This is a genomic window from Pseudomonas sp. LB3P81 (assembly GCF_054897965.1).
In genome coordinates this window covers 5514298-5533803 of sequence record NZ_JBUBVG010000001.1, presented here as the reverse complement: position 1 = coordinate 5533803, position 19506 = coordinate 5514298, and the positions used below count along the sequence as shown (strand labels likewise).

Annotated in this window: 16 protein-coding genes; 5 read left to right on the top strand and 11 right to left on the bottom strand. The window is 60.7% G+C overall.

Annotation, left to right across the window (positions count from 1 at the left end; genetic code table 11):
* Positions 1-197 precede the first annotated feature (197 nt).
* From ACYZTL_RS25720 to ACYZTL_RS25710, 3 genes are all read right to left on the bottom strand, one after another.
* A complete protein-coding gene (locus ACYZTL_RS25720) occupies positions 198-3866 on the bottom strand; it encodes a translocation/assembly module TamB domain-containing protein (protein WP_461954093.1) in 3669 nt (1222 codons plus the stop codon).
* On the bottom strand, positions 3863-5590 hold the full coding sequence (locus ACYZTL_RS25715; protein WP_461954092.1) for an autotransporter assembly complex protein TamA: 1728 nt from the start codon (positions 5588-5590) through the stop codon (positions 3863-3865). Before ACYZTL_RS25715 ends, ACYZTL_RS25720 begins: the two co-directional genes overlap by 4 nt.
* Before the next feature lie 66 nt (positions 5591-5656).
* Positions 5657-6307 (bottom strand): GNAT family N-acetyltransferase, encoded by a 651-nt coding sequence (locus tag ACYZTL_RS25710; RefSeq protein WP_461954091.1) that lies wholly within the window; start codon positions 6305-6307, stop codon positions 5657-5659.
* A gap of 309 nt (positions 6308-6616) precedes the next feature.
* On the opposite strand from ACYZTL_RS25710, the gene xthA reads away from it, so the two are divergent.
* Positions 6617-7429: an exodeoxyribonuclease III gene (gene xthA, locus ACYZTL_RS25705; protein WP_461954090.1), complete on the top strand. Its 813-nt coding sequence runs from the start codon at positions 6617-6619 to the stop codon at positions 7427-7429.
* 150 nt (positions 7430-7579) lie between these two features.
* Positions 7580-8920 carry a substrate-binding domain-containing protein gene (locus tag ACYZTL_RS25700; RefSeq protein ID WP_461954089.1) on the top strand — a complete coding sequence of 447 codons (1341 nt, stop codon included), beginning with the start codon at positions 7580-7582 and terminating at the stop codon, positions 8918-8920.
* Between the two features lie 168 nt (positions 8921-9088).
* Here the strand turns inward: ACYZTL_RS25700 and ACYZTL_RS25695 are convergent, their stop codons facing one another.
* Together ACYZTL_RS25695 and ACYZTL_RS25690 are read right to left on the bottom strand one after the other, a co-directional pair.
* Positions 9089-9607 (bottom strand): ankyrin repeat domain-containing protein, encoded by a 519-nt coding sequence (locus tag ACYZTL_RS25695; protein ID WP_201112685.1) that lies wholly within the window; start codon positions 9605-9607, stop codon positions 9089-9091.
* 96 nt (positions 9608-9703) lie between these two features.
* Complete coding sequence (locus tag ACYZTL_RS25690) at positions 9704-11542, bottom strand: long-chain-acyl-CoA synthetase (protein ID WP_461954088.1); 1839 nt, start codon at positions 11540-11542, stop codon at positions 9704-9706.
* 343 nt (positions 11543-11885) lie between these two features.
* Between ACYZTL_RS25690 and ACYZTL_RS25685 the strand changes: the two genes are divergently transcribed.
* Complete coding sequence (locus ACYZTL_RS25685) at positions 11886-12164, top strand: DUF3509 domain-containing protein (protein WP_017339634.1); 279 nt, start codon at positions 11886-11888, stop codon at positions 12162-12164.
* A 109-nt stretch (positions 12165-12273) separates the two neighbouring features.
* Here ACYZTL_RS25685 and mtnC read toward each other — a convergent pair whose 3' ends face one another.
* From mtnC to aroC, 5 genes are read right to left on the bottom strand one after another with little or no spacing between them, the layout of a single operon-like run.
* Positions 12274-12957, bottom strand: coding sequence for an acireductone synthase (mtnC, locus tag ACYZTL_RS25680; protein WP_461954087.1), 684 nt, complete (start codon positions 12955-12957; stop codon positions 12274-12276).
* A gap of 4 nt (positions 12958-12961) precedes the next feature.
* Positions 12962-13507: a 1,2-dihydroxy-3-keto-5-methylthiopentene dioxygenase gene (locus tag ACYZTL_RS25675; protein WP_034151296.1), complete on the bottom strand. Its 546-nt coding sequence runs from the start codon at positions 13505-13507 to the stop codon at positions 12962-12964.
* 25 nt (positions 13508-13532) lie between these two features.
* A complete protein-coding gene (locus ACYZTL_RS25670) occupies positions 13533-14159 on the bottom strand; it encodes a methylthioribulose 1-phosphate dehydratase (protein WP_461954086.1) in 627 nt (208 codons plus the stop codon).
* On the bottom strand, positions 14156-15301 hold the full coding sequence (locus ACYZTL_RS25665; protein WP_461954085.1) for an MFS transporter: 1146 nt from the start codon (positions 15299-15301) through the stop codon (positions 14156-14158). Before ACYZTL_RS25665 ends, ACYZTL_RS25670 begins: the two co-directional genes overlap by 4 nt.
* Positions 15302-15335: 34 nt before the next feature.
* Complete coding sequence (aroC, locus tag ACYZTL_RS25660; RefSeq protein WP_461954084.1) at positions 15336-16427, bottom strand: chorismate synthase; 1092 nt, start codon at positions 16425-16427, stop codon at positions 15336-15338.
* Positions 16428-16556: 129 nt separating this feature from the next.
* On the opposite strand from aroC, the gene ACYZTL_RS25655 reads away from it, so the two are divergent.
* Both ACYZTL_RS25655 and ACYZTL_RS25650 read left to right on the top strand, forming a co-directional pair.
* A complete protein-coding gene (locus ACYZTL_RS25655; protein WP_461954374.1) occupies positions 16557-17510 on the top strand; it encodes an alpha/beta hydrolase in 954 nt (317 codons plus the stop codon).
* Positions 17511-17608: 98 nt separating this feature from the next.
* The gene (locus ACYZTL_RS25650) at positions 17609-18400 is read left to right on the top strand and encodes a hypothetical protein (RefSeq protein ID WP_461954083.1); all 792 of its coding nucleotides are present in this window, start codon (positions 17609-17611) and stop codon (positions 18398-18400) included.
* 160 nt (positions 18401-18560) lie between these two features.
* Here the strand turns inward: ACYZTL_RS25650 and prmB are convergent, their stop codons facing one another.
* Positions 18561-19469, bottom strand: coding sequence for a 50S ribosomal protein L3 N(5)-glutamine methyltransferase (prmB, locus tag ACYZTL_RS25645; protein ID WP_461954082.1), 909 nt, complete (start codon positions 19467-19469; stop codon positions 18561-18563).
* Positions 19470-19506 lie beyond the last annotated feature (37 nt).

Here is a 19506-nt window from a genome sequence, read left to right as displayed (position 1 = left end):
TGCCTAGGCAGAGAATGTATGACGAGATGTTACTGCCTAGGCAGCGAATGTCAACGCAATAGTTAGGTTGCTTGGTATTTAGCGGATAAACGGCGGGTTGGAAAAACAAAAAGATCGCAGCCTTCGGCAGCTCCTACAGGTGTACACAAAACCCTGTAGGAGCTGCCGAAGGCTGCGATCTTTTGATCTTGAGGGGACTAAAAGTCCCGCTTGTAGAAGATATCCAGCGAACTGGCCACGCCGCCCGCCGCTTCGAGGTAAACCTTCTTGCTCAGCTTGTAGCGCAACGCAATGGTGTTGGCCGGCTCAAACACGCCAACCCCATAACGCAGGCTGAGCTTCTCGGAGAGGTTGCCGCTGGCGACCACGCTCGTGGCGTTGCCGCTGCCTTGGGTATCGAGCTGGAAATCCTGAATCCCCAGATCGCTGGCCAGTTTGCCGGTCACCCCGGAACTGCCCATCAAGCCCAGGCCGAGCGCGGCTTGGGCCAGCATGTTGTTGTCTTCACCGGTGGTGCTCAGCGGACGCCCGAGCACCAGATAGGACAAGGCCTGTTCCTGACTCATCGCCGGCTCGGAGAAAATCTGCGTGGTCGGCTGCTCGGCGCTGCCGCTCAGGCGAATACCGGCGATGACGTCGTCGGTCTGGCGAATCGCCTCGATGTCCAGATACGGCTGATCGATCGGGCCGGCAAACAGCAAACGCGCCCGGCGCACCGTCAACCGTTGGCCGTAAGCGCGATAACGCCCGTCGTTGAGCCACAGCTCGCCGCGCGTGTCCATGTTGTCGCCGATGTGCACATGCCCTTGCAGGTTGGCGGTCAGGCCAAATCCGGCGAAGCTCAGTTTGTCCTCACCGACCGCCACATCGATGTCCATTTTCATCGCCAGCGGCGGTTTACCCTCTTCGGTTTGCTGCCCGATAATCACCGTGTCATCGGACACTTTGACCGTCGATGGCGGCAACTCGCGCACGGTGATTTCACCTCGGGGCACCAGTACTTTGCCGGCGATGGCCAGCTCGTCGCCCTTCATCGAGATCTTCAGGTCCGGCGCCACTTCAAGCTTGGCGTACGGCTCGACCGTGACTGGCAATTGCGTGCCCTTGAGCGCCAGATCCACCACCAGCGCCTGACCCCAGCCGATAGTGCCGTTCAGGCTGCCCTGCCCGCTCTTGCCGCTTTTCCAGCCGCCGTTCAATTGCACGGTTTCGCCGGCGATCACCGCTTGAAGTTGCAAGGCTTCAAGGTCCATCGGCAGCTCGGGCCCGGAGATTTCACCATCGCTGAGCAGCAGATTGCCGTTCACCAAAGGCGCCATCAGCGTGCCCGCGATCGTGCCGCTGCCATTCAGGCGCCCGCTCAGTTTCTCGACCATCGGCACAAACGGTCGCGCCACGGACAAATCGAGGCCATTGAGCCGGAACGCGCCGGTCAGCGGTTTGTTCTTCGGCAGCGGATTGATCTGCGCCTGCACACTCAATTCGCCGAGCTTGCCGCCGACGAAGTTGAGGTCAGTGTCGATGCGCTTGGGTGTGAGTTTGCTGGTGAGTTTCAGGGTCTGGTACGGGAAATCCAGCCACTGATCCTTGTCCTTGATGCGCAAGGTGCCGCCGCTGGCATCGAGGCTGATCTGGCCGTTCGGGCCACTGGCCGGCAGGTCCAGTTGCAAGTCGGCGTTGAGCCGGCCCTTCCAGGCGAAATCCTTCGGCAGCCACTGCGCCAGGCTGTCGATCGGGAATTGCTTGAGGTGGTAACGCAGCTTCGGCTCCGGCATCAGGCGCTGGTCTTCACCGCACAGACTGGCCGGCCCGGACATCCAGCAATGGGCGCCGAAGTTGATTTTGCCGTCCGCCAGCCGTTCGAGTTTCGCCGGACCTTGCAGCTTCCAGTCCTGACCGCCGAGCTGGATATCGCCACTGGCCAGACGCCCGCGCCAGTTGCCTTTGTCCAGATTGCCGTCGAAGCCAAGGGCCAACTTCAGCTGCGGGCCTTGCAGATCGAGCGCCAGTTTCTGGTTTTTGATATCGCCCTGACCGCTGGCGGTCAACGTCCCCAGTGACGTGTCGCCGGCCCGAATGCCGCTGCCCTTGAAGTCGATTTTCGCCCGCTGCGCGCTGTCGAGGGTGGCGTCGAGGTTGAGGCTTTGCAGGCGATTGTCTTCGAACGCCAGTTGCGTGCCCTGCAACCCGAGCTTGCCTTGCGGCGCCTTGAGCGTACCGGCGACATCGACGCGGCCGTTGAGCTGACCGCGCAATTGCGGCCAGAGCTGCGCCAGGCGCGGCAGCTTGAGGTCGATCTGGCCGGCGAGTTTCTGTTGCAGGCTGCCCTTGCCGGTGATGCTGTTATCGCCCAGACGGATTTGCAGCGCGCTGAGGTTCCATTGCTCGCCGCTGCCTTCGGCCTTGGCTTGCAGAACGGCCGGCTGTCCACGCAGTTTGCCCTTCAGATCAAGGTCCGCGTTCAGGCTGAGTGTTTCGTTCTTCATCTCGCCTTTGCTGCGCAGTGGTCCGGCCAGAATGCCCGGCAGCTCCGCGATCCAATACGCCGGGTTGATCGCCGATAGGTCGAGCGCGGTATCCCAGGCGATGCCATCGGCAAATTGCAGGTTCAGGTGCCCTTCGGCCTTGCCCTGCCCGGCTTCGAGCTGGATTTGTTGCAGGTAGATCTTCGTCAGGTCACCGGCGAACGGGCTGCTCAGGCTGAACGCCCCGGCCGGGCCATCCAGCGCGGCCTTGAAATTGCCAAGGTATTTACCGTCGGTGTAAGAGACTTCACCGTTGAAGCTGCGCAGGGCCACTTCCGGTTCGTCGATCAGCGGATAGAGCCGGTGCCAGGGGAAATCCAGCCAGTCGATTTTCGCCGTGGCGTTCAGGCCTTTGCTCCAGTCCAGAACGCCGGTGAGCTTGAGGCTTTGCTTGTCGTTGGCGGTCAGGTCCAGCGCGGCGATCTGCGCGCCGTTGGCGTCGACTTTGCCTTGCAGCAACAACGCGACCGGGCCTTGCTCGGCGGGCAGCGTGGCGTTGCCGCGCAACTGGTAACCGTTTTTCAGGTCGCCGTCGCCGGTGAGTTCAAGCTGATTGAGTTGCAGCGTATCCGGCAAATCGGCGCTGGGCTTGAAGCCATCAGCGGTGATCCGCACCTTGGCCGGCAGGTTGTCCACCAGCGGCTGCAACTCCCCGGTCAGTTGGCCGTTCAGGTAACCGCTGCTGTCGGCTGTGAGCGTCAAGGTTTTCAGCAGGTCGCCGTCAATTTTCAGCGCCAGCGCCCAGGGTTCGGGCGCAGGCAGGGTCAGTTTGCCTTCGGCCTTGAGCGGCCAGTTGCCGGTGGGCTGCAGCAGACCGGACAGGTTCAGGCTCAGATCGTCGCGTTGCAGTTGCACGGAATCGATCTGTAAACCCTGCTCGGTCCAGTGCGCCGCCAGTTGCAGGCCTTTGAGTTCTTCGCTGCCGTTGAACAGCAGACGGCCCACCTGCACGTCGCCCAGCTCGATGGCCAGTGGCAATTTCAGGTCCGGCAGCGTAATCGGTCCGTTGCTTTCTTCGTCGCTGCCCGGCGGGAATTGCAGGCTCACCTGATCGGCCTTCAACTGCTCGATGCACAGGGTCATGCGCGTCAGGCACAACGGCGACCAGGCAAAAATCACCTGGCTCAGTTCAACCCGGCTAGTGTCCTGCTGCCAGACCAGATGGTCGGCGCTCCACTGTCCGCCCAGACGACCATGGAAATTCTCGACGGTCAAACCCGGCACAAACCCGAGCGCCCAGCGGCTGCCCGTCGCCGTGCCCAGCACCGTGGTCACGGTCAGCAGCACCAGCATCAGCATCGCGAGAATCGTCAGCAGCGTTACTTTCAAACCACGCTTCACAGCTCAGGCCCCATGGAAAAGTGCAGTCGAATGCCGCCGTCGTCGTCCATCGCGTGAGCCAGATCGAGGCGAATCGGCCCCACCGGCGACACCCAGCGCACGCCGATACCGACGCCGGTCTTGAGGTCGGGCAGTTCGAGTTTGTTGAAGGAGTTGCCCTGGTCGATAAACGTCGCGACCCGCCATTTTTCGGCGATGGAGTATTGATACTCGACGCTGCCGGCAATCATGTAGCGGCCACCGATGCGGTCGCCGTCGGAGTTTTCCGGGGACAGGCTCTGATAGTCATACCCGCGCACGCTCTGATCGCCACCGGCGAAGAAGCGCAGCGACGGCGGCACCGATTTGTAGCCGTTGGTGGCGCTGCCGCCTACCTGCACCCGACCGAGGAAGCGGTGTTTATCAAAGGCCGTGGTCAGGCCTTTGACCAGCGCCGTGCCGTAAAGCAGGTTGGTGTCGGAGCCCAATCCTTCCTTGGCGACTTTGGTTTCGAATTGCAGGCGATAGCCGTTGTGCGGGTCGATGCGGTTGTCGCTTTTCAGGTAGGAATAGCTGACGCCAGGCATCAGCAAGGTGCTGAGCCCCGAGTCGTCGCCAAGTCGATATTCTTCGCGCTGCCATTTCAGCGACACCACCCGCTGCCAGCCGCTTGGCAACTTGCTGTGCCACTCGGGGCCGAGGGTCAGCAGTTTGCTCAGACTGTCCTTGTCGGCGATTTCTTCATTTTGATAGCCACCGGCGAAGCGCAGTTTGTCGGTGAGCGGCGGGTCCAGCGGAATGTCGTAGAACAGCCCGACGTTCTGCCGTGGCGCCGAGACTTCGGTTTCCCAACCATAACTGTGGCCCTGGGGATTGACCCAGTGCCGGGTCCAGTTGGCCTTGACCCGTGGGCCGACGTCGGTGGAGTAACCCAGACCGAGGCCCATGGTCCGCGGTTTGCGGGTTTCGAGTTTGACGTCCACCGGGATCACGTCGTTTTTGGACGCGGTCGGCGCGGCGTCGACGCGCACGCCTTCGAAGTAGCCGCTTGCCTGCAGATTCTGATTCAGCTCAGCGATCAGTTCGGAGTCATAAGGCGCACCCGCCTTGAACGGCACCATGCGTTGCAGCAGCTCTTCGTCGAACGGCGTATCGCCTTCGAAACTGACCTTGCCGAGGGCATAACGCGGACCGCTTTCGTAGATCAGTTCGATATCGGCAACGCCCGCTCGCGGGTCGACCGACAGCTTCTGCCGAGTGAAGTAGCCACTGAAAAAGCCGAAACGTGAAGCCTGGTTCTGGATCAGGCGCTTGGCGTCTTCGTAGCGGCCATGATTGAGCACCGCGCCGGTTTTCAGCGCGTCGCTTTTCGGTACACGAAAGGATTTGAGGGAAGCGGCAGGACCGTCGATGCGAATAGTGACATTGCGCAAATGCACTGGCTCGCCCGGATCGATGTTAAGCACCAGGCGCGGCGTCTTGCCGCCCTTCACGTCGCTGTCGATTTGCGGCTGGTAATAACCCAGCGCCTGGGCGGCCTTGCGCGCCTGTTCTTCGGCGCCACGACTGAAGCGCAACAAGGCTTCTTCGTCACGATCGCCGAGGCTGCCGATATAGCCTTCTATATTGGCCTTCAGTTCGTCGTTGGACGGTTTGATCCGTACATCCAATTCACTTTGCGCCAGCGCCGCGCAGCTGGTGATCAGCATCAGCACGCCGCTGGTTATTCTTCCTGGAAACTTCATAGGCGCGGATGCTATCACGAGCTTGGGAGCGTGATAGAGCCTCGCGTGCCGCGAAAGTTCTACCGTTTATGCCGAGGCGGTTTGCAGCACCTGCGGATTGGCATGAAAAAACACGTGTTCGCGGATCGGCCCGATGGCCACCTCGCCGATTTCCTCATAACCCTGACGCTTGTAGAACTCCAGATAACGCGGATTCCCGGTATCGAGCACCACACCTTCAGAGTGCTCATCGACCGCGCACCAGTTGTGCACTGCCTGCAACAGCTGCTCGCCAAAGTGCTTGCCCTGGAATTGCGGATGAATCCCCAGCAACGGCAACAGGTGCACCGAGTCGGACGGCACGCACGCCATCACCGCATCGTGGTACTCGAGGTAGCGGCGGGTGCAGCGAAACCCGGTGCTGAGCACCATCCGCAGGCGCCAGGCCCAGCTTTCGGTGATGCCCAGGCGACGTTGCGGCGGCGCGATCAGCGCGATGCCGATCAAGCGGTCGTTGACCAGCAGGCCAATGGCCGGCAAATCCTGAAGAAAGTGTTGTTTGACCAGTTCGCGCACGGTGGCGCGGACCCGCTGTTCATAACCGGGGCGTTCGGCTTCGAAGAGGTATCCGAAAGTCGGCTCGTGGCGGTAGGCCTGGTACAACAGGGAACGGGCTTCACGGGAATAGCCGCTGTCGAGCATGTGGATATCGGCGATGGCGGTCGAGGTTTCGGGCATAGCGGTCATTCTCCCCGGCACAGCTCGGGTGGCTGCGCTCTTACTGGTACGAGCCTTTGGGGGGCTTCACAGTTCCCCAGACAGGTATAGACCAAGTCAGGATCTTCATCGACTGAGCTGCCGCCTTCGCGGGCAAGCCCGCTCCCACAGTTTTTGTGTACTACACGGCCCCCTGTGGGAGCGGGCTTGCCCGCGAAGAGGCCGGCGCTGCCAGTACAGATCTGATAGAACACAGTGAATCCCCTCACCCCACCCTAGCCCCAATCCCACAGGTCAGCTAGCATCGCCCTTTTGCCAGGACTGCCGACCATGAAGATCGTCTCCTTCAACATCAACGGGCTGCGCGCTCGCCCCCATCAGCTGGCGGCGCTGATCGAAAAGCATCAACCCGACGTGATCGGCCTGCAGGAAACCAAGGTCCACGACGACCAGTTCCCGCTGGCCGAGGTTCAGGCGCTGGGCTATCACGTGTATTTCCACGGGCAAAAGGGTCACTACGGTGTCGCCCTGCTCTCGCGTCAGGAACCGCTGGCGTTGCACAAAGGTTTCGTCACCGATGAAGAGGACGCTCAGCGCCGCTTCATCTGGGGCACCTTCGCCGACGCCAATGGCGTGCCGGTGACCATCATGAACGGCTATTTCCCACAGGGCGAAAGTCGTGACCATCCGACCAAATTCCCGGCCAAGGAACGTTTCTACAACGATCTGCAGCACTTGCTGGAAAGCCAGTTCAACAATGAACAGCCGCTGGTGGTGATGGGCGACGTGAACATTTCCCCGGAAGACTGCGACATCGGCATCGGCCCGGACAACATGAAACGCTGGCTGAAAACCGGCAAATGCAGCTTCCTGCCGGAAGAACGCGAGTGGATGGCCCGCCTGAAGAACTGGGGCCTGGTGGACAGCTTCCGCCACCTGAACCCTGACGTGGCCGACCGTTTCAGCTGGTTCGACTACCGCAGCCGCGGGTTTGAGGATGAACCCAAACGCGGCCTGCGGATTGACGTGATCATGGCGTCCCACGGCTTGTTGCCGCGAGTGAAGGATGCCGGCGTGGATTACGAACTGCGCGGGATGGAAAAGCCCTCGGACCATGCGCCGATCTGGCTTGAGTTGAGCTAAAAGCAAAAGATCGCAGCCTGCGGCAGCTCCTACATGGATATACCAGTCCTGTAGGAGCTGCCGCAGGCTGCGATCTTTTGACTTGTCATTTTTCGGAAACCTTACTGACTTATTCTCCCCGCACTTTCTTTGGCTTTATAAGGTGCCGGCATGACGCTGCGCGTTTTATTCCTGTTAATGCTGTGCGCCGGACTGCCAGTCACCGCATCGGCGGGTGACTTGCCGACGCCCAAAAAGGGGCCGGTGATGCGCATCCAGGGTTCCAACACCATCGGCGCGGCGTTGGGCCCGGCACTGGTCGAGGGCCTGATGCGCGAGCAGGGCTTGCACAAGGTCCACAGCGAAGCCCCGGACACCGCCAACGAACTGCGGGTGGTCGGCGAAACCGCGCAGGGTCGGCGGGTCGAGGTGGAAGTCGCGGCCCACGGCTCCAGCACCGGCTTCACCGCCCTGAAAAATGCCACCGCGGACCTTGCCGCCTCTTCGCGCCCGATCAAGGACAGCGAACTGGTGGCCCTGCAATCCCTCGGCGATCTGAAGAGCCCCGGTGCCGAGCAAGTCATCGCCATTGATGGCCTGGCAATCATCCTTCATCCGCAAAACCCGCTGAATCAACTCAACACCGAGCAACTGGCGCGCATCTTCAGCGGCGAAACCCACACCTGGGAAGAACTCGGTGGCAGCGGCGGAGCGATTCATCTGTACGCACGAGATGACCACTCGGGCACTTACGACACCTTCAAGGAAGTGGTGCTCAGCCGTCGTGGGAAAACGCTGAACAGCGCAGCGAAACGTTTCGAATCCAGCGAGCAATTGTCCGACGCGGTCAGCCTCGATCCGCAGGGCATCGGCTTCATCGGCCTGCCCTACGTGCGCCAGGCCAAAGCCGTGGCGATCGTCGATGGCCAGTCCCAGGCCATGTTGCCGCTCAGCAATCTGATTGCCACCGAAGACTATCCGCTGTCGCGCCGGCTGTTCTTTTACCTGCCGCCCAACGGCAAAAATCCCTGGGCCGAAGCCTTGGTGGCGTTCGCCCAAAGCAGCAAAGGCCAGGCCATCGTCGCGGCCAACGGGTTTATTGCCCAGACCGTCCAGGCCATGGCCGTCACACCGAATGCGCTGATGCCGGAGGGTTACCAGGCACTCAGCCGCCACGCCCAACGCCTGACCGTGAATTTCCGTTTCGAAGAAGGCAGCGCAACGCTGGATAACAAGGCCCGACAGGACCTGACGCGGGTGCTCGATTACATCCAGCAGAACGAGAAGACCCACCAGCAGGTGACGCTGGTGGGGTTTGGCGATGCCAAGAGCGATCCGGCGCGGGCCGACCTGCTGTCGAAACTGCGGGCCATGGCGGTGCGGCGGGAGCTGGTGAAAAGCGGTGTGGTGTTTCGCGAGATTCGCGGCTTTGGCGCCGAGATGCCGGTGGCGGCCAACAGTGCGGATGAAGGGCGGATCAAGAATCGGCGGGTTGAGGTTTGGGTGTACTGACATCACGAAACTTGGGATTTGTAACAACACTGTGGCGAGTGAGCTTGCTCGCGCTTGAGTGCGCAGCACTCACAAAAATCTGCAATTCATGCCAGATTTTGGGGCCGCTTCGCGACCCAGCGGGAGCAAGCTCCCTCGCCACAGGTTTTTCGTTTGCCTTAAGTGCCGTTAGCCGAGCAATTTCTCCAGTTGCGCCGTGGTATCCACCGCCCCCATCGTCTTGGCGGCATCCAGCGCGGACACGCCATTGGCATCCTTGGCTTTCGGATCGGCGCCTTTGCTGATCAGGTAATCGACGATTTCAACGCGGTTGAACATTGCCGCCATCATCAGCGCCGTGCGACCGTCGAATGACGAACCTTCCACCTGCGCGCCACCTTCGACCAGCGCCTTGACCACCGCCAGGTCACCCTTGAACGCCGCGCCGGCAATCGGGCTCTGGCCGTTGTCGTTGCGGATCTCCGGGTCAGCCTTGTGTTCCAGCAGCACTTTCACGGTTTCCACATGGCCGTGGTAAGCGGCCAGCATCAGCAAGGTGTCGCCCTTGTGGTTGCGCAGGTTCGGCGGCAGGCCTTTGGTCAGCAGCGCAGCCATCATGGCCGCATCGCCCTCGCGCGCCTTGTTGAAGACCTGTTCGGCAAACTCGGCGGCTTCTTCCGGGGTCATCTGGCGGCTTTGATCGGACATTGGAGACTCCACTTACAGTTATTCGCAAAGCCGACAGTTTCCCGAGCGCCCCTGACACTGTCACTTATTTTTTCTCAAGGCGCGCCATAGCCACAATCAATAGCGGTACTTGCCGCCGTGGATTTCCGTCAGCAATTGTTCAGTGACCTGCACGTAAGTCTCGGTTCCCGGTAGCCAGGCGTAGATTGGATCATCACCGGTTTTGCCTGGGTCGAAGGCTTCGTCCTTGAGCCGGGTCTTCTGGTACTTGAAGGTGCCAGTGGTCTCCATTTTCACTTTCACCCGCAGGAACAACGGCACCGCATACGCCGGCATGTGCTCGCGGGCGAAGGCCAGCAGTTCGCTGAAATCCAGGGTCGCCAGGGACTCGGCAGGTGTGATCGCCGCCATCCCCGCGCGGCCGTTTGTGTTGCGCACTTCCACGCCATAGGCCACGGCTTCGGAAATGTTCGGGTGTTGCAGCAGGATGTTTTCGACCTCGGTGGTCGAGACGTTTTCCCCCTTCCAGCGGTAGGTGTCGCCCAGGCGATCGACGAACTGCGCATGGCCAAAACCGATGTTGCGCAGCAGGTCGCCGGTGTTGAAGTAACGGTCGCCCTTTTCGAACACGTCGTGGAGCACGACTTTTTCGGTCTTCTGTGGATCGGTGTAGCCGTCCAGCGGCGCCTTGTCGTCGATCTTCGCCAGCAACAGCCCCTGCTCGCCTTTGGCCACTTTGCGCATGAAGCCCGTGGCGTCCCGGGTCGGCGCGCCGCTGTCGTGGTCGTAGGCCGCCAGTTCCCAGGACATCAGGGAAAAACCGACGGTGTTGTCGAAGTTCAGAATGTTGGTGAAGCCGATGTTGCCGTCGCTGGCGGCGTACAACTCGCAGATGTGATTCACGCCAAAGCGCGTCTTGAATTCGCGCCATGCACCGGGGCGCAGGCCGTTGCCGATCATTTTTGTCACGCCGTGCTGGTTGTCGTCGGCACTCGGCGGTTGATCGACGAGGTAGCGGCACAGTTCACCGACATAACCGAGGGTGGTCGCACGGTAGTTGCGCACATCGCTCCAGAACTGGCTGGCGCTGAACTTGCGGCGAATGGCAAACCCCGAGGCGCCGCTGATGGCCGAGCCCCAGCACACGCACAGCCCGGTGGCGTGATAGAGCGGCAAGGTGCAATAGACGATGTCCTCGGGGCGCATGTCCAGCGCGATCAAGCCGAAGCTCGCGGCGCTGCGCATCCAGCGGCCGTGCTTGAATACGCCGGCCTTGGGCAAGCCGGTGGTGCCCGAGGTGTAGATATAGAAACAAGGATCGTCGAAAAAAACCTGCTGGCTGCTGGCAGGGTTGTCGCTGGGGCTGTCGGCCGTCGCCGACATCAGGTTAATGAAGCCGTCGGGCGCAATGCCCGGCTGGTTGTAAGTCTCTTGATCAGCGACAAACCAGGTGCGCGCCGCGTTGATCGAGACCCGCTCGCGCACCGCTGAAAACGCCGGCACCAGCTCCTCACCGACGATGATCGCCGCAGGCGCCACCAGGTTCAGGCTATGGGCCAGGGTATCGCGAGTCTGCGAGGTGTTGAGCAAGGCGCTGATCGCGCCGACCTTGGCCACCGCCAGGATCGTCACCAGCAGCTCCGGACGATTCTCGATGAAGACCGCCACCACGTCGCCCTTGCGGATGCCTTGGGCAATCAGGTGATGGGCAATGCGATTGGCCCACTGATTGACTTGTGAATAGCTGAGCACCATGGCGCCCTGCAGCAATGCCGGGCCATCGGGATTGCGCAACGTTGCCTGCTCGAAGCTCCAGCCCAGGCCACACGGCTGGGTCGGGTCCTTGACGTTGGCAGCTTTCATGCCCTTCACCACCCGCGGGATGGCTTTGGCAATCAAAGGCAGTTTGCGGAGCATCATGCCCCAGGTAATCGTGTCGTTCGTCGTGTAGCTCATGGATGCTCCCGTGCGATTTTTTTATTGTCGGGCGACGGTGATTGAGCCCGAAAATACGTCAACGGTTCTTGAGCTGTACACGCGGTTTTTGAAATGTTTTGTATCCGCGGACGAGGCCTGCGACATCGCGATCCCCGACGCATCGATTGGTTCCATGAAATCGACGCCAACCTCGCAAAATGCAGGATGCACGATGGCCAATCATGCAGATTGCACGAAAACGGAAAACAGACTGAAAATTATCTTATTGATTTATAACGATTTTTAAAAATAAGGGTGCTGGCACAATCACTGCAACTACCTCTGCATGCTTGCCATTCAAGCGCTTACGGAGCTGATAGACATGAACTTGATCCAGGAAAAATTTTCGTCCCTGTTCTCCAACTTCGAAGTGACCACCCAACCTCGTCCGGACGGTGGCATTCTGCTGACCTTGCGCAGCACCGAAGGCAAAGTGTTCAAACGCTCGATTTCTTACCAGCAACTGCATGCCGGTGATCAGCTGTCATGGGTGATCAGCGCCATCCGCCGCGACCTGGCTGAACAGGCCAGTGAACTGCCACAGATCTCCATGCTGCAGAGCCAGCAGCGGTTTGCGTTGCCGACTTATCATTCGGCATAAACCGTTTTAACGCTGCAAACAAACAGGCCGTGAAAGCTTTCGCTTCACGGCCTGAGTTGTTTCTGAAGTTGCACCCAATCCCGCTCCCACAGGGTTTGTGTATCGACGGTTAGAACGCGGAAGGATTGATCCGCGCAAAGCTGTCCACGGTCACATGCCCTGCCAGTTCCCCGCCTTCACGGGCCAGCCCACACGTCGCCATACCCGCCGTGCGCGCCGCGTCCAGCTCCTCGACAATGTCCGACAGGAACAGAATCTGCGCAGCCTCAAGGCCAATCGCTTGGGCAATGCGCTGGTAAGACTGCGCTTCACGCTTGGGCCCCGACGTGGTGTCGAAGTAGCCGCTGAACAACGGCGCCAAATCCCCCGCTTCCGAGCAGCCGAAAATCAGTTTTTGCGCCTGAATCGAACCCGAAGAGTAAACAAACAGTTTGAAACCCTCCTGATACCAGCGCTTCAGCGCTTCGACGGCGTCCGGGTACACGTGGCCTTTCAACTGCCCGGCCTGATAGCCCTGCGCCCAGACCATGCCTTGCAAGGCCTTGAGCGGCGTGGCTTTGCGGTCTTCGGCGATCCAGCCCAGGAGGATCTCGATCACGCGCTCGACGTCCGCGTCCGGCTCATCGCTGTCCCGGCGAACGGCGGCCAGTTGCTCAGCCACGTCGGCGCGCGTGGCGTGCTGGCGAACGAAGTCCGGCAGGTGTTTGGCGGCGTATGGAAACAGCACGTCGAACACAAAACTCACCGCGCTGGTGGTGCCTTCGATGTCGGTGAGAATCGCTTTGATCGGCATCGGCTCAGTCCTCAAGACGCGGGAAGCGGCTGGCGATGTCTTCGCCGGTGAAATTGGCCACCCAGCCTTCGGGATTGTTGAACAGGCGGATCGCGACGAAATGCGGATGCTCGCCCATATCGAACCAGTGCGGCGTGCCGGCCGGCACCGAGATCAGGTCGTTCTTCTCGCACAGCACGGCGTACACGTAATCGTCGATGTGCAGGGTGAACAAGCCACGGCCGGCGACGAAGAATCGTACTTCGTCTTCGCCATGGCGGTGTTCGTCGAGGAACTTGGCGCGCAGCTCGGCTTTTTGCGGGTGGTCGCTGTTCAGGCTGATCACATCGACGGTGATGTAGCCGCGCTCGGTCATGAGTTTGTCGATCTGCTCCTGATACGCGGCGATCACCTCTTCCTGGCTGGCGCCCGGCTGAATTTTCGCCGCCGCTTGCCAGCGGTCGAAGCGCACGCCCTGCTCGGCCAGGGTCGAAGCGATGTCTTCGAAATGGGTCAGCACCTTGTTCGGAATATCAGGGCTTGAGACGTGGTAGACGGACAGGCTGCTCATCAGGGCAACTCCTTAACTTAACGGTTCATGCTTTACGGTTGAAGAGCGAGCGCGTCTTCAACTCGCACTCGAACAAAAATTCAAAGGCCTCGATCTGCCGCAGGGCATCGCTCATGCGCGCGCCCCAAGTGTAGAGGCCATGACCGCGGATCAGATAGCCGACGCAATCGGGATGGGCTTCCAGCCAAGGCTGCACCTCGGCGGCGAGCCGCGCAATGTCCTGATCGTTATCGAAAATCGGCACAAGCACCCGGGATTCGTGGGTCGAGACGCCGCTAAAGGCTTTTTGCAGTTCGTAGTCTTCGAACTCGATGAAATCTTCCGGCGTCAGGCGCGACAGCACCGTGGCGTTCACCGAATGGGTGTGCAGCACCGCGCCGATCTCCGGGCGCCAGCTATAGAGCTGGGTGTGCAACAGGGTTTCGGCGGACGGCTTCTTGCCCGGTTCCAGGCTGTTGCCCGACAGATCCGTGGCCAGCACATCATCGAGGCCCAACTGGCCTTTGTGCTTGCCGGACACCGTCAGCAAGGCTTCGGTCGGCGACAGCCGGGTCGAATAATTGCTGCTGGTGGCCGGCGACCAGCCGCGGCCATACAGAAAACGCCCGGCGTCGATGATTTCCTGGGCGAGGTGTTCACGGGTAAGGCTCATGGCCTGTCCTCTTGCATACGTGTGGCAATGATAACGGCAGCGGCGAACGCTGCCAGACTGGCAATACTAAAGGTGAACGTGGCCCCGAGGGCATTCCAGCTATAACCGGAGTACAACGCACCCAGTGCGCCGCCGGTGCCGGCCAGCGCGGCATACAACGCCTGGCCCTGCCCTTGCTGGCGCGCACCGAAGCTACGTTGCACGAATTGGATGGCAGCCGCGTGAAAGCTGCCAAACGTCGCCGCGTGCAGCACTTGGGCAAACAGCAGCACCCAGACAAATTCGGCGAACGAACCCAGCAACAACCAGCGCAGCGCCGCCAGCAGAAAACTCGCCAGCAGCACCCGGCGCACCGAGAAGCGCGCAAGGATCTTGCTCATGGCCAGAAACATCAACACTTCGGCCACCACGCCGAGCGCCCAGAGCATGCCGATCAAGCCACGGCTGTACCCCAATCGTTCAAGGTGCAAGGTCAGAAAGGTGTAATACGGACCGTGGCTCATCTGCATCAGCGCCACGCAGCCGTAAAACGCCAACACACCGGGGCTGCGCAGTTGCTTGAGAAACCCGTCAACCGCCAGTCTTTCACCCTGAACCGGTTGGGCATTCGGCACCCACAGGCTGCTGACCACAATTCCGGCCATGATCAGCACCAGCGCCACCGGGTAAATGTCGAGGCTGAGCCATTCGAACAACCGCCCCAGCGCAACCACGCTGATGATGAAACCGATGGAGCCCCACAAACGAATCTGGCTGTAACGCTGCGTCTGACCCTTCAAATGCGCCAGGGTGATGACTTCGAACTGCGGCAACACCGCGTGCCAGAAAAACGCATGCAAGGCCATGACCATCGCCAGCCAGGCGTAGGTCTTGCTGACGAAAATCAGCGAAAACGTCAGCAACGTGCAGACCGCGCCGAAACGCACGATGGCCAGCCGCCGGCCGGTGTAGTCACCGAGCCAGCCCCAGATGTTCGGTGCGAAGCAACGCATCAGCATCGGGATCGCTACCAGCTCGCCGATGCGTGCGCTGGAAAAACCCAGGTGATCGAAGTACAGCGCCAGAAACGGCGCTGTCGAACCGAGCAAGGCGAAATAGAACAGATAGAAACTGGAGAGCCGCCAGTACGGAAGCGCCGCCACGGCCGTCAGACCGCAGCGGCGTAAAGATCAGCCATCAAAGCTGACCCAGCACCGGCGTGCTCACGCGCACATCGGCATTCTGCCCGCGGTGACGCAGCAGGTGATCCATCAGCACGATGGCCATCATCGCTTCGGCAATCGGCGTGGCGCGGATGCCGACGCACGGGTCGTGACGGCCCTTGGTGACGACCTCTACCGGGTTGCCATGGATGTCGATGGACCGGCCCGGCGTGGTGATGCTGGAGGTCGGCTTCAATGCCAGATGCGCAACAATTGGCTGACCGGACGAGATCCCGCCCAAAATGCCGCCCGCGTTGTTGCTGAGGAAACCTTCCGGCGTCATTTCATCGCGGTGTTCGGTGCCGCGCTGAGAAACACTGGCGAAACCGGCGCCGATTTCCACGCCTTTGACCGCGTTGATGCTCATCAGCGCATGGGCCAGTTCGGCATCGAGACGGTCGAAGATCGGCTCGCCGAGGCCCGGCATCACGCCTTCGGCGACGACGGTAATCTTCGCGCCGACCGAATCCTGGTCGCGACGCAACTGGTCCATATAGGCTTCCAGTTCTGGCACCTTGTCCGGATCAGGGCTGAAAAAGGCGTTCTCTTCCACCGAATCCCAGGTCTTGAACGGGATCTCGATCGGGCCAAGCTGGCTCATGTAGCCACGAATGACGATGCCCTGGGTGGCCAGGTATTTCTTGGCAATCGCCCCGGCCGCCACGCGCATGGCGGTTTCCCGCGCCGAGCTGCGACCGCCGCCGCGGTAATCGCGCTCGCCGTACTTGTGGTGATAGGTGTAGTCGGCGTGGGCCGGGCGGAACAGGTCCTTGATCGCCGAGTAGTCCTTGGACTTCTGGTCGGTGTTGCGGATCAACAGGCCGATAGGGCAACCGGTGGTGCGGCCTTCGAATATGCCGGAGAGGATTTCGACTTCGTCCGCTTCCTGGCGCTGCGTGGTGTGGCGGCTGGTGCCGGGTTTGCGGCGATCGAGGTCGCGCTGCAAATCCTCCAGGGAAATCTCCAGACCCGGCGGGCAGCCGTCGACAATGGCGACCAACGCCGGACCATGGCTTTCGCCTGCGGTGGTGACAGTGAACAGCTTGCCGTAGGTATTGCCGGACATGCAGGACGCTCCGTGAAATGAACCTGAATACGTAATGCGCGCCAGTATACGCAGGCTACCCAAGTAGTTCATCCTCGAACCTTATGGGTGCCCGCGAGTCCAACCGACACCTTTGTGAATCATGGCGTGATGATGCTGCGAGTTTTAGCCTTGAGCCTTACTTTGTTTACCGGCTTCGTACAGGCCACGGTCCTGCAACGGCCGATCACACTGGATACCGGCACCGGGGAGCTTTTCGGCTCGTTGTTGCTGCCAAAATCCGACAAACCCGTGCCGGTTGTCCTGATCATTTCCGGCTCCGGCCCTACAGATCGTGACGGCAACAACCCCGACGGTGGGCGCAACGACAGCCTCAAGCGCCTCGCCTGGGTGCTGGCCAAACACAACATTGCCAGCGTGCGTTACGACAAGCGCGGCGTAGCGGCGAGCCTGGCGGCGACGCCGGACGAACGCAATCTGTCCGTGGAGGCCTATGTGGCCGACGCCGAAGCCTGGGGCCAGAAGCTCAAAACCGATCCGCGATTCGGCCCACTGATTCTGCTGGGCCACAGCGAAGGCGCACTGATCGCCAGCCTCGCGGCACCGGCCGTCGATGCCGCGGCGGTGATTTCCATGTCCGGCAGCGCCCGGCCGATCGATCAGGTGTTGCGCCAGCAACTGGGCAATCGCCTGCCGCCGCCACTGATGCTGCGCAGCAACGAATTGCTGGACAGCCTCAAGGCCGGCCGCACCGACGACAATGTGCCGCCGCAGTTGCAGGTGATTTTCCGCCCGAGTGTGCAGCCGTACCTGATTTCGCTGTTCCGCCAGGACCCGGCGGCGGCGTTCGCTAAATTGAAAATGCCGGCGTTGATCATTCAGGGCAGCAATGACATTCAGGTCGGTGTCGGCGACGCCAGGATGCTCAAGGCCGCCAAACCCGACGCCGAACTGGCGCTGATCGAGGGCATGAACCACGTCATGCGCATCGTGCCCAACGACGTCAAACGGCAATTGGCCTCTTATAAAGATCCGCAATTGCCACTCGCGGCCGAGCTCGGCACGCGAATCCTCGGGTTTATTGACGGACTTCGCTCCAGTTAAGCGCTTTTGCCCTCCAGTCCTGAAAAAAACGGCCGATAAGCCTTTGTCACCAGCGTTATGACTGGCGACAAGCTGAGCTTGGACAGGATCTCGCCGTTATGACTGATACCCCGACTTCACCCGACACCACCGCTGAAAAAGACGCACCGCCAGCGGTCGAGCTGCCATGGGCGGACGTACACGTCGAGCACCACAAGATGCTCCGTCTGGCGCCGTTGCAGACCGATCGCAACACTGGCGGGCGGCCCTTGCGCTTTGTCGAATTCGGCTACGCCGAACGCAACGACAAGCAACACAGCCTGTTGCGCATGACCATTTCGCTGCCAGGCCAGCGGGTGCGCAAGGAACAGAATAACCTTGATGTGTGGGTCGATCACGCCAGCAAACGTGTGCATTTCGGGCCGGACAGCGGTTTGCAGATTGAACCGATGAATCGCGGCATCGGGCGCTACATGGCGGCCCAAGGCATTACCTGGGCGAAAAAGCGCTGGCCCGGCTACACCGTCGACGGCACCGACCTGAGCAACAAGGACGCGCTGAACGAAGACACGCGCCTGCGCCGCGATCATTTTCTGCGGGTGCACGGTTTCGACGTAGCCTATGCCGACGCCCAGCATTTGAAGGGCAGCGTCAAAGAGGTGCAGGTCGGCGACCTGTTGGCCGACTGGAACACCGAAAAGCTGCAGCAGGTGGAAATTCTCGAGGCTGCGCAGATGCTCCAACAGGCTGAGCAGAACCTGGCCGAGCAGGAAGTGAAGCTGAAGAAGCACGAGGAAAAGGTCAGCAAGTACAAGCGTGAAGACGCGGGGCTGCGTTTCACCATTACGTGCCTGGTGGCGTTTGCGGTGTTTCAGGCGGGGTTGTTGATCTGGATTGCGACGCACCGATAATCAGCGTCAAACCCAATTGTGGCGAGGGAGCTTGCTCCCGCTGGGCTGCGAAGCAGCCCTGAAACCAGACGCCGCATTCATCCAGATAAACCGCGGCCGCTTGTTTTGCGACCGCTTCGCGCTCGAGCGGGAGCAAGCTCCCTCGCCACAGTGATCGGGGTTACACGCGGGACGCGAACAACGCCTGATGCTCGCGGCACTGCTCGGCGCTCAACATGAACACACCATGCCCGCCGCGCTCGAAATCGAGCCAGGCGAAGTCGACTTCCGGGTACAACGCTTCAACGTGAACCTGGCTGTTGCCCACTTCGACAATCAGCAAGCCCTTCTCGGTCAGGTGCTCCGCTGCTTCGGCAAGCATGCGACGCACCAGGTTCAACCCATCGTCTCCACACGCCAGACCCAGCTCGGGCTCGTGCTGGTATTCCTCTGGCATATCAGCAAAATCTTCCGCATCGACGTAAGGCGGATTCGACACGATCAGGTCGAAACGCTGACCCGGCAAACCGTCGAAGCCATCGCCCTGCACCGTGTACACACGTTCATCGACGCCATGACGCTCGATGTTCTTGTTGGCCACTTCCAGCGCTTCGAACGACAGGTCGGCCAGCACCACTTCGGCGTTCTGGAACTCATAGGCACAAGCAATACCGATGCAGCCAGAGCCGGTGCACAGGTCGAGAATCCGCGCAGGCTCGGCGCCGAGCCATGGTTCAAAATGCTTCTCGATCAGCTCGCCAATGGGGGAACGCGGGATCAACACGCGCTCGTCGACAATGAACGACATGCCGCAGAACCAGGCTTCACCCAGCAGGTAAGCGGTCGGGATGCGTTCTTCGATACGGCGCTTGAGCATGCGTTGCAGTTTGACCACCTCGTCCTCTTCGAGGTTGCAGTCGAGGTAACTGTCAGCAATTTCCCACGGCAGGTGCAACGCACCCAACACCAGTTGACGGGCTTCGTCCCAGGCGTTGTCGGTCCCATGGCCGAAAAACAGATCCTCCCCATGGAAGTGGCTGACGGCCCAACGGATATGGTCACGCAGGGTACGAAGTCGGGAAGTGATCACGGGGGCAAACTCCAGAAAAAACGACTGGCGATTCTAC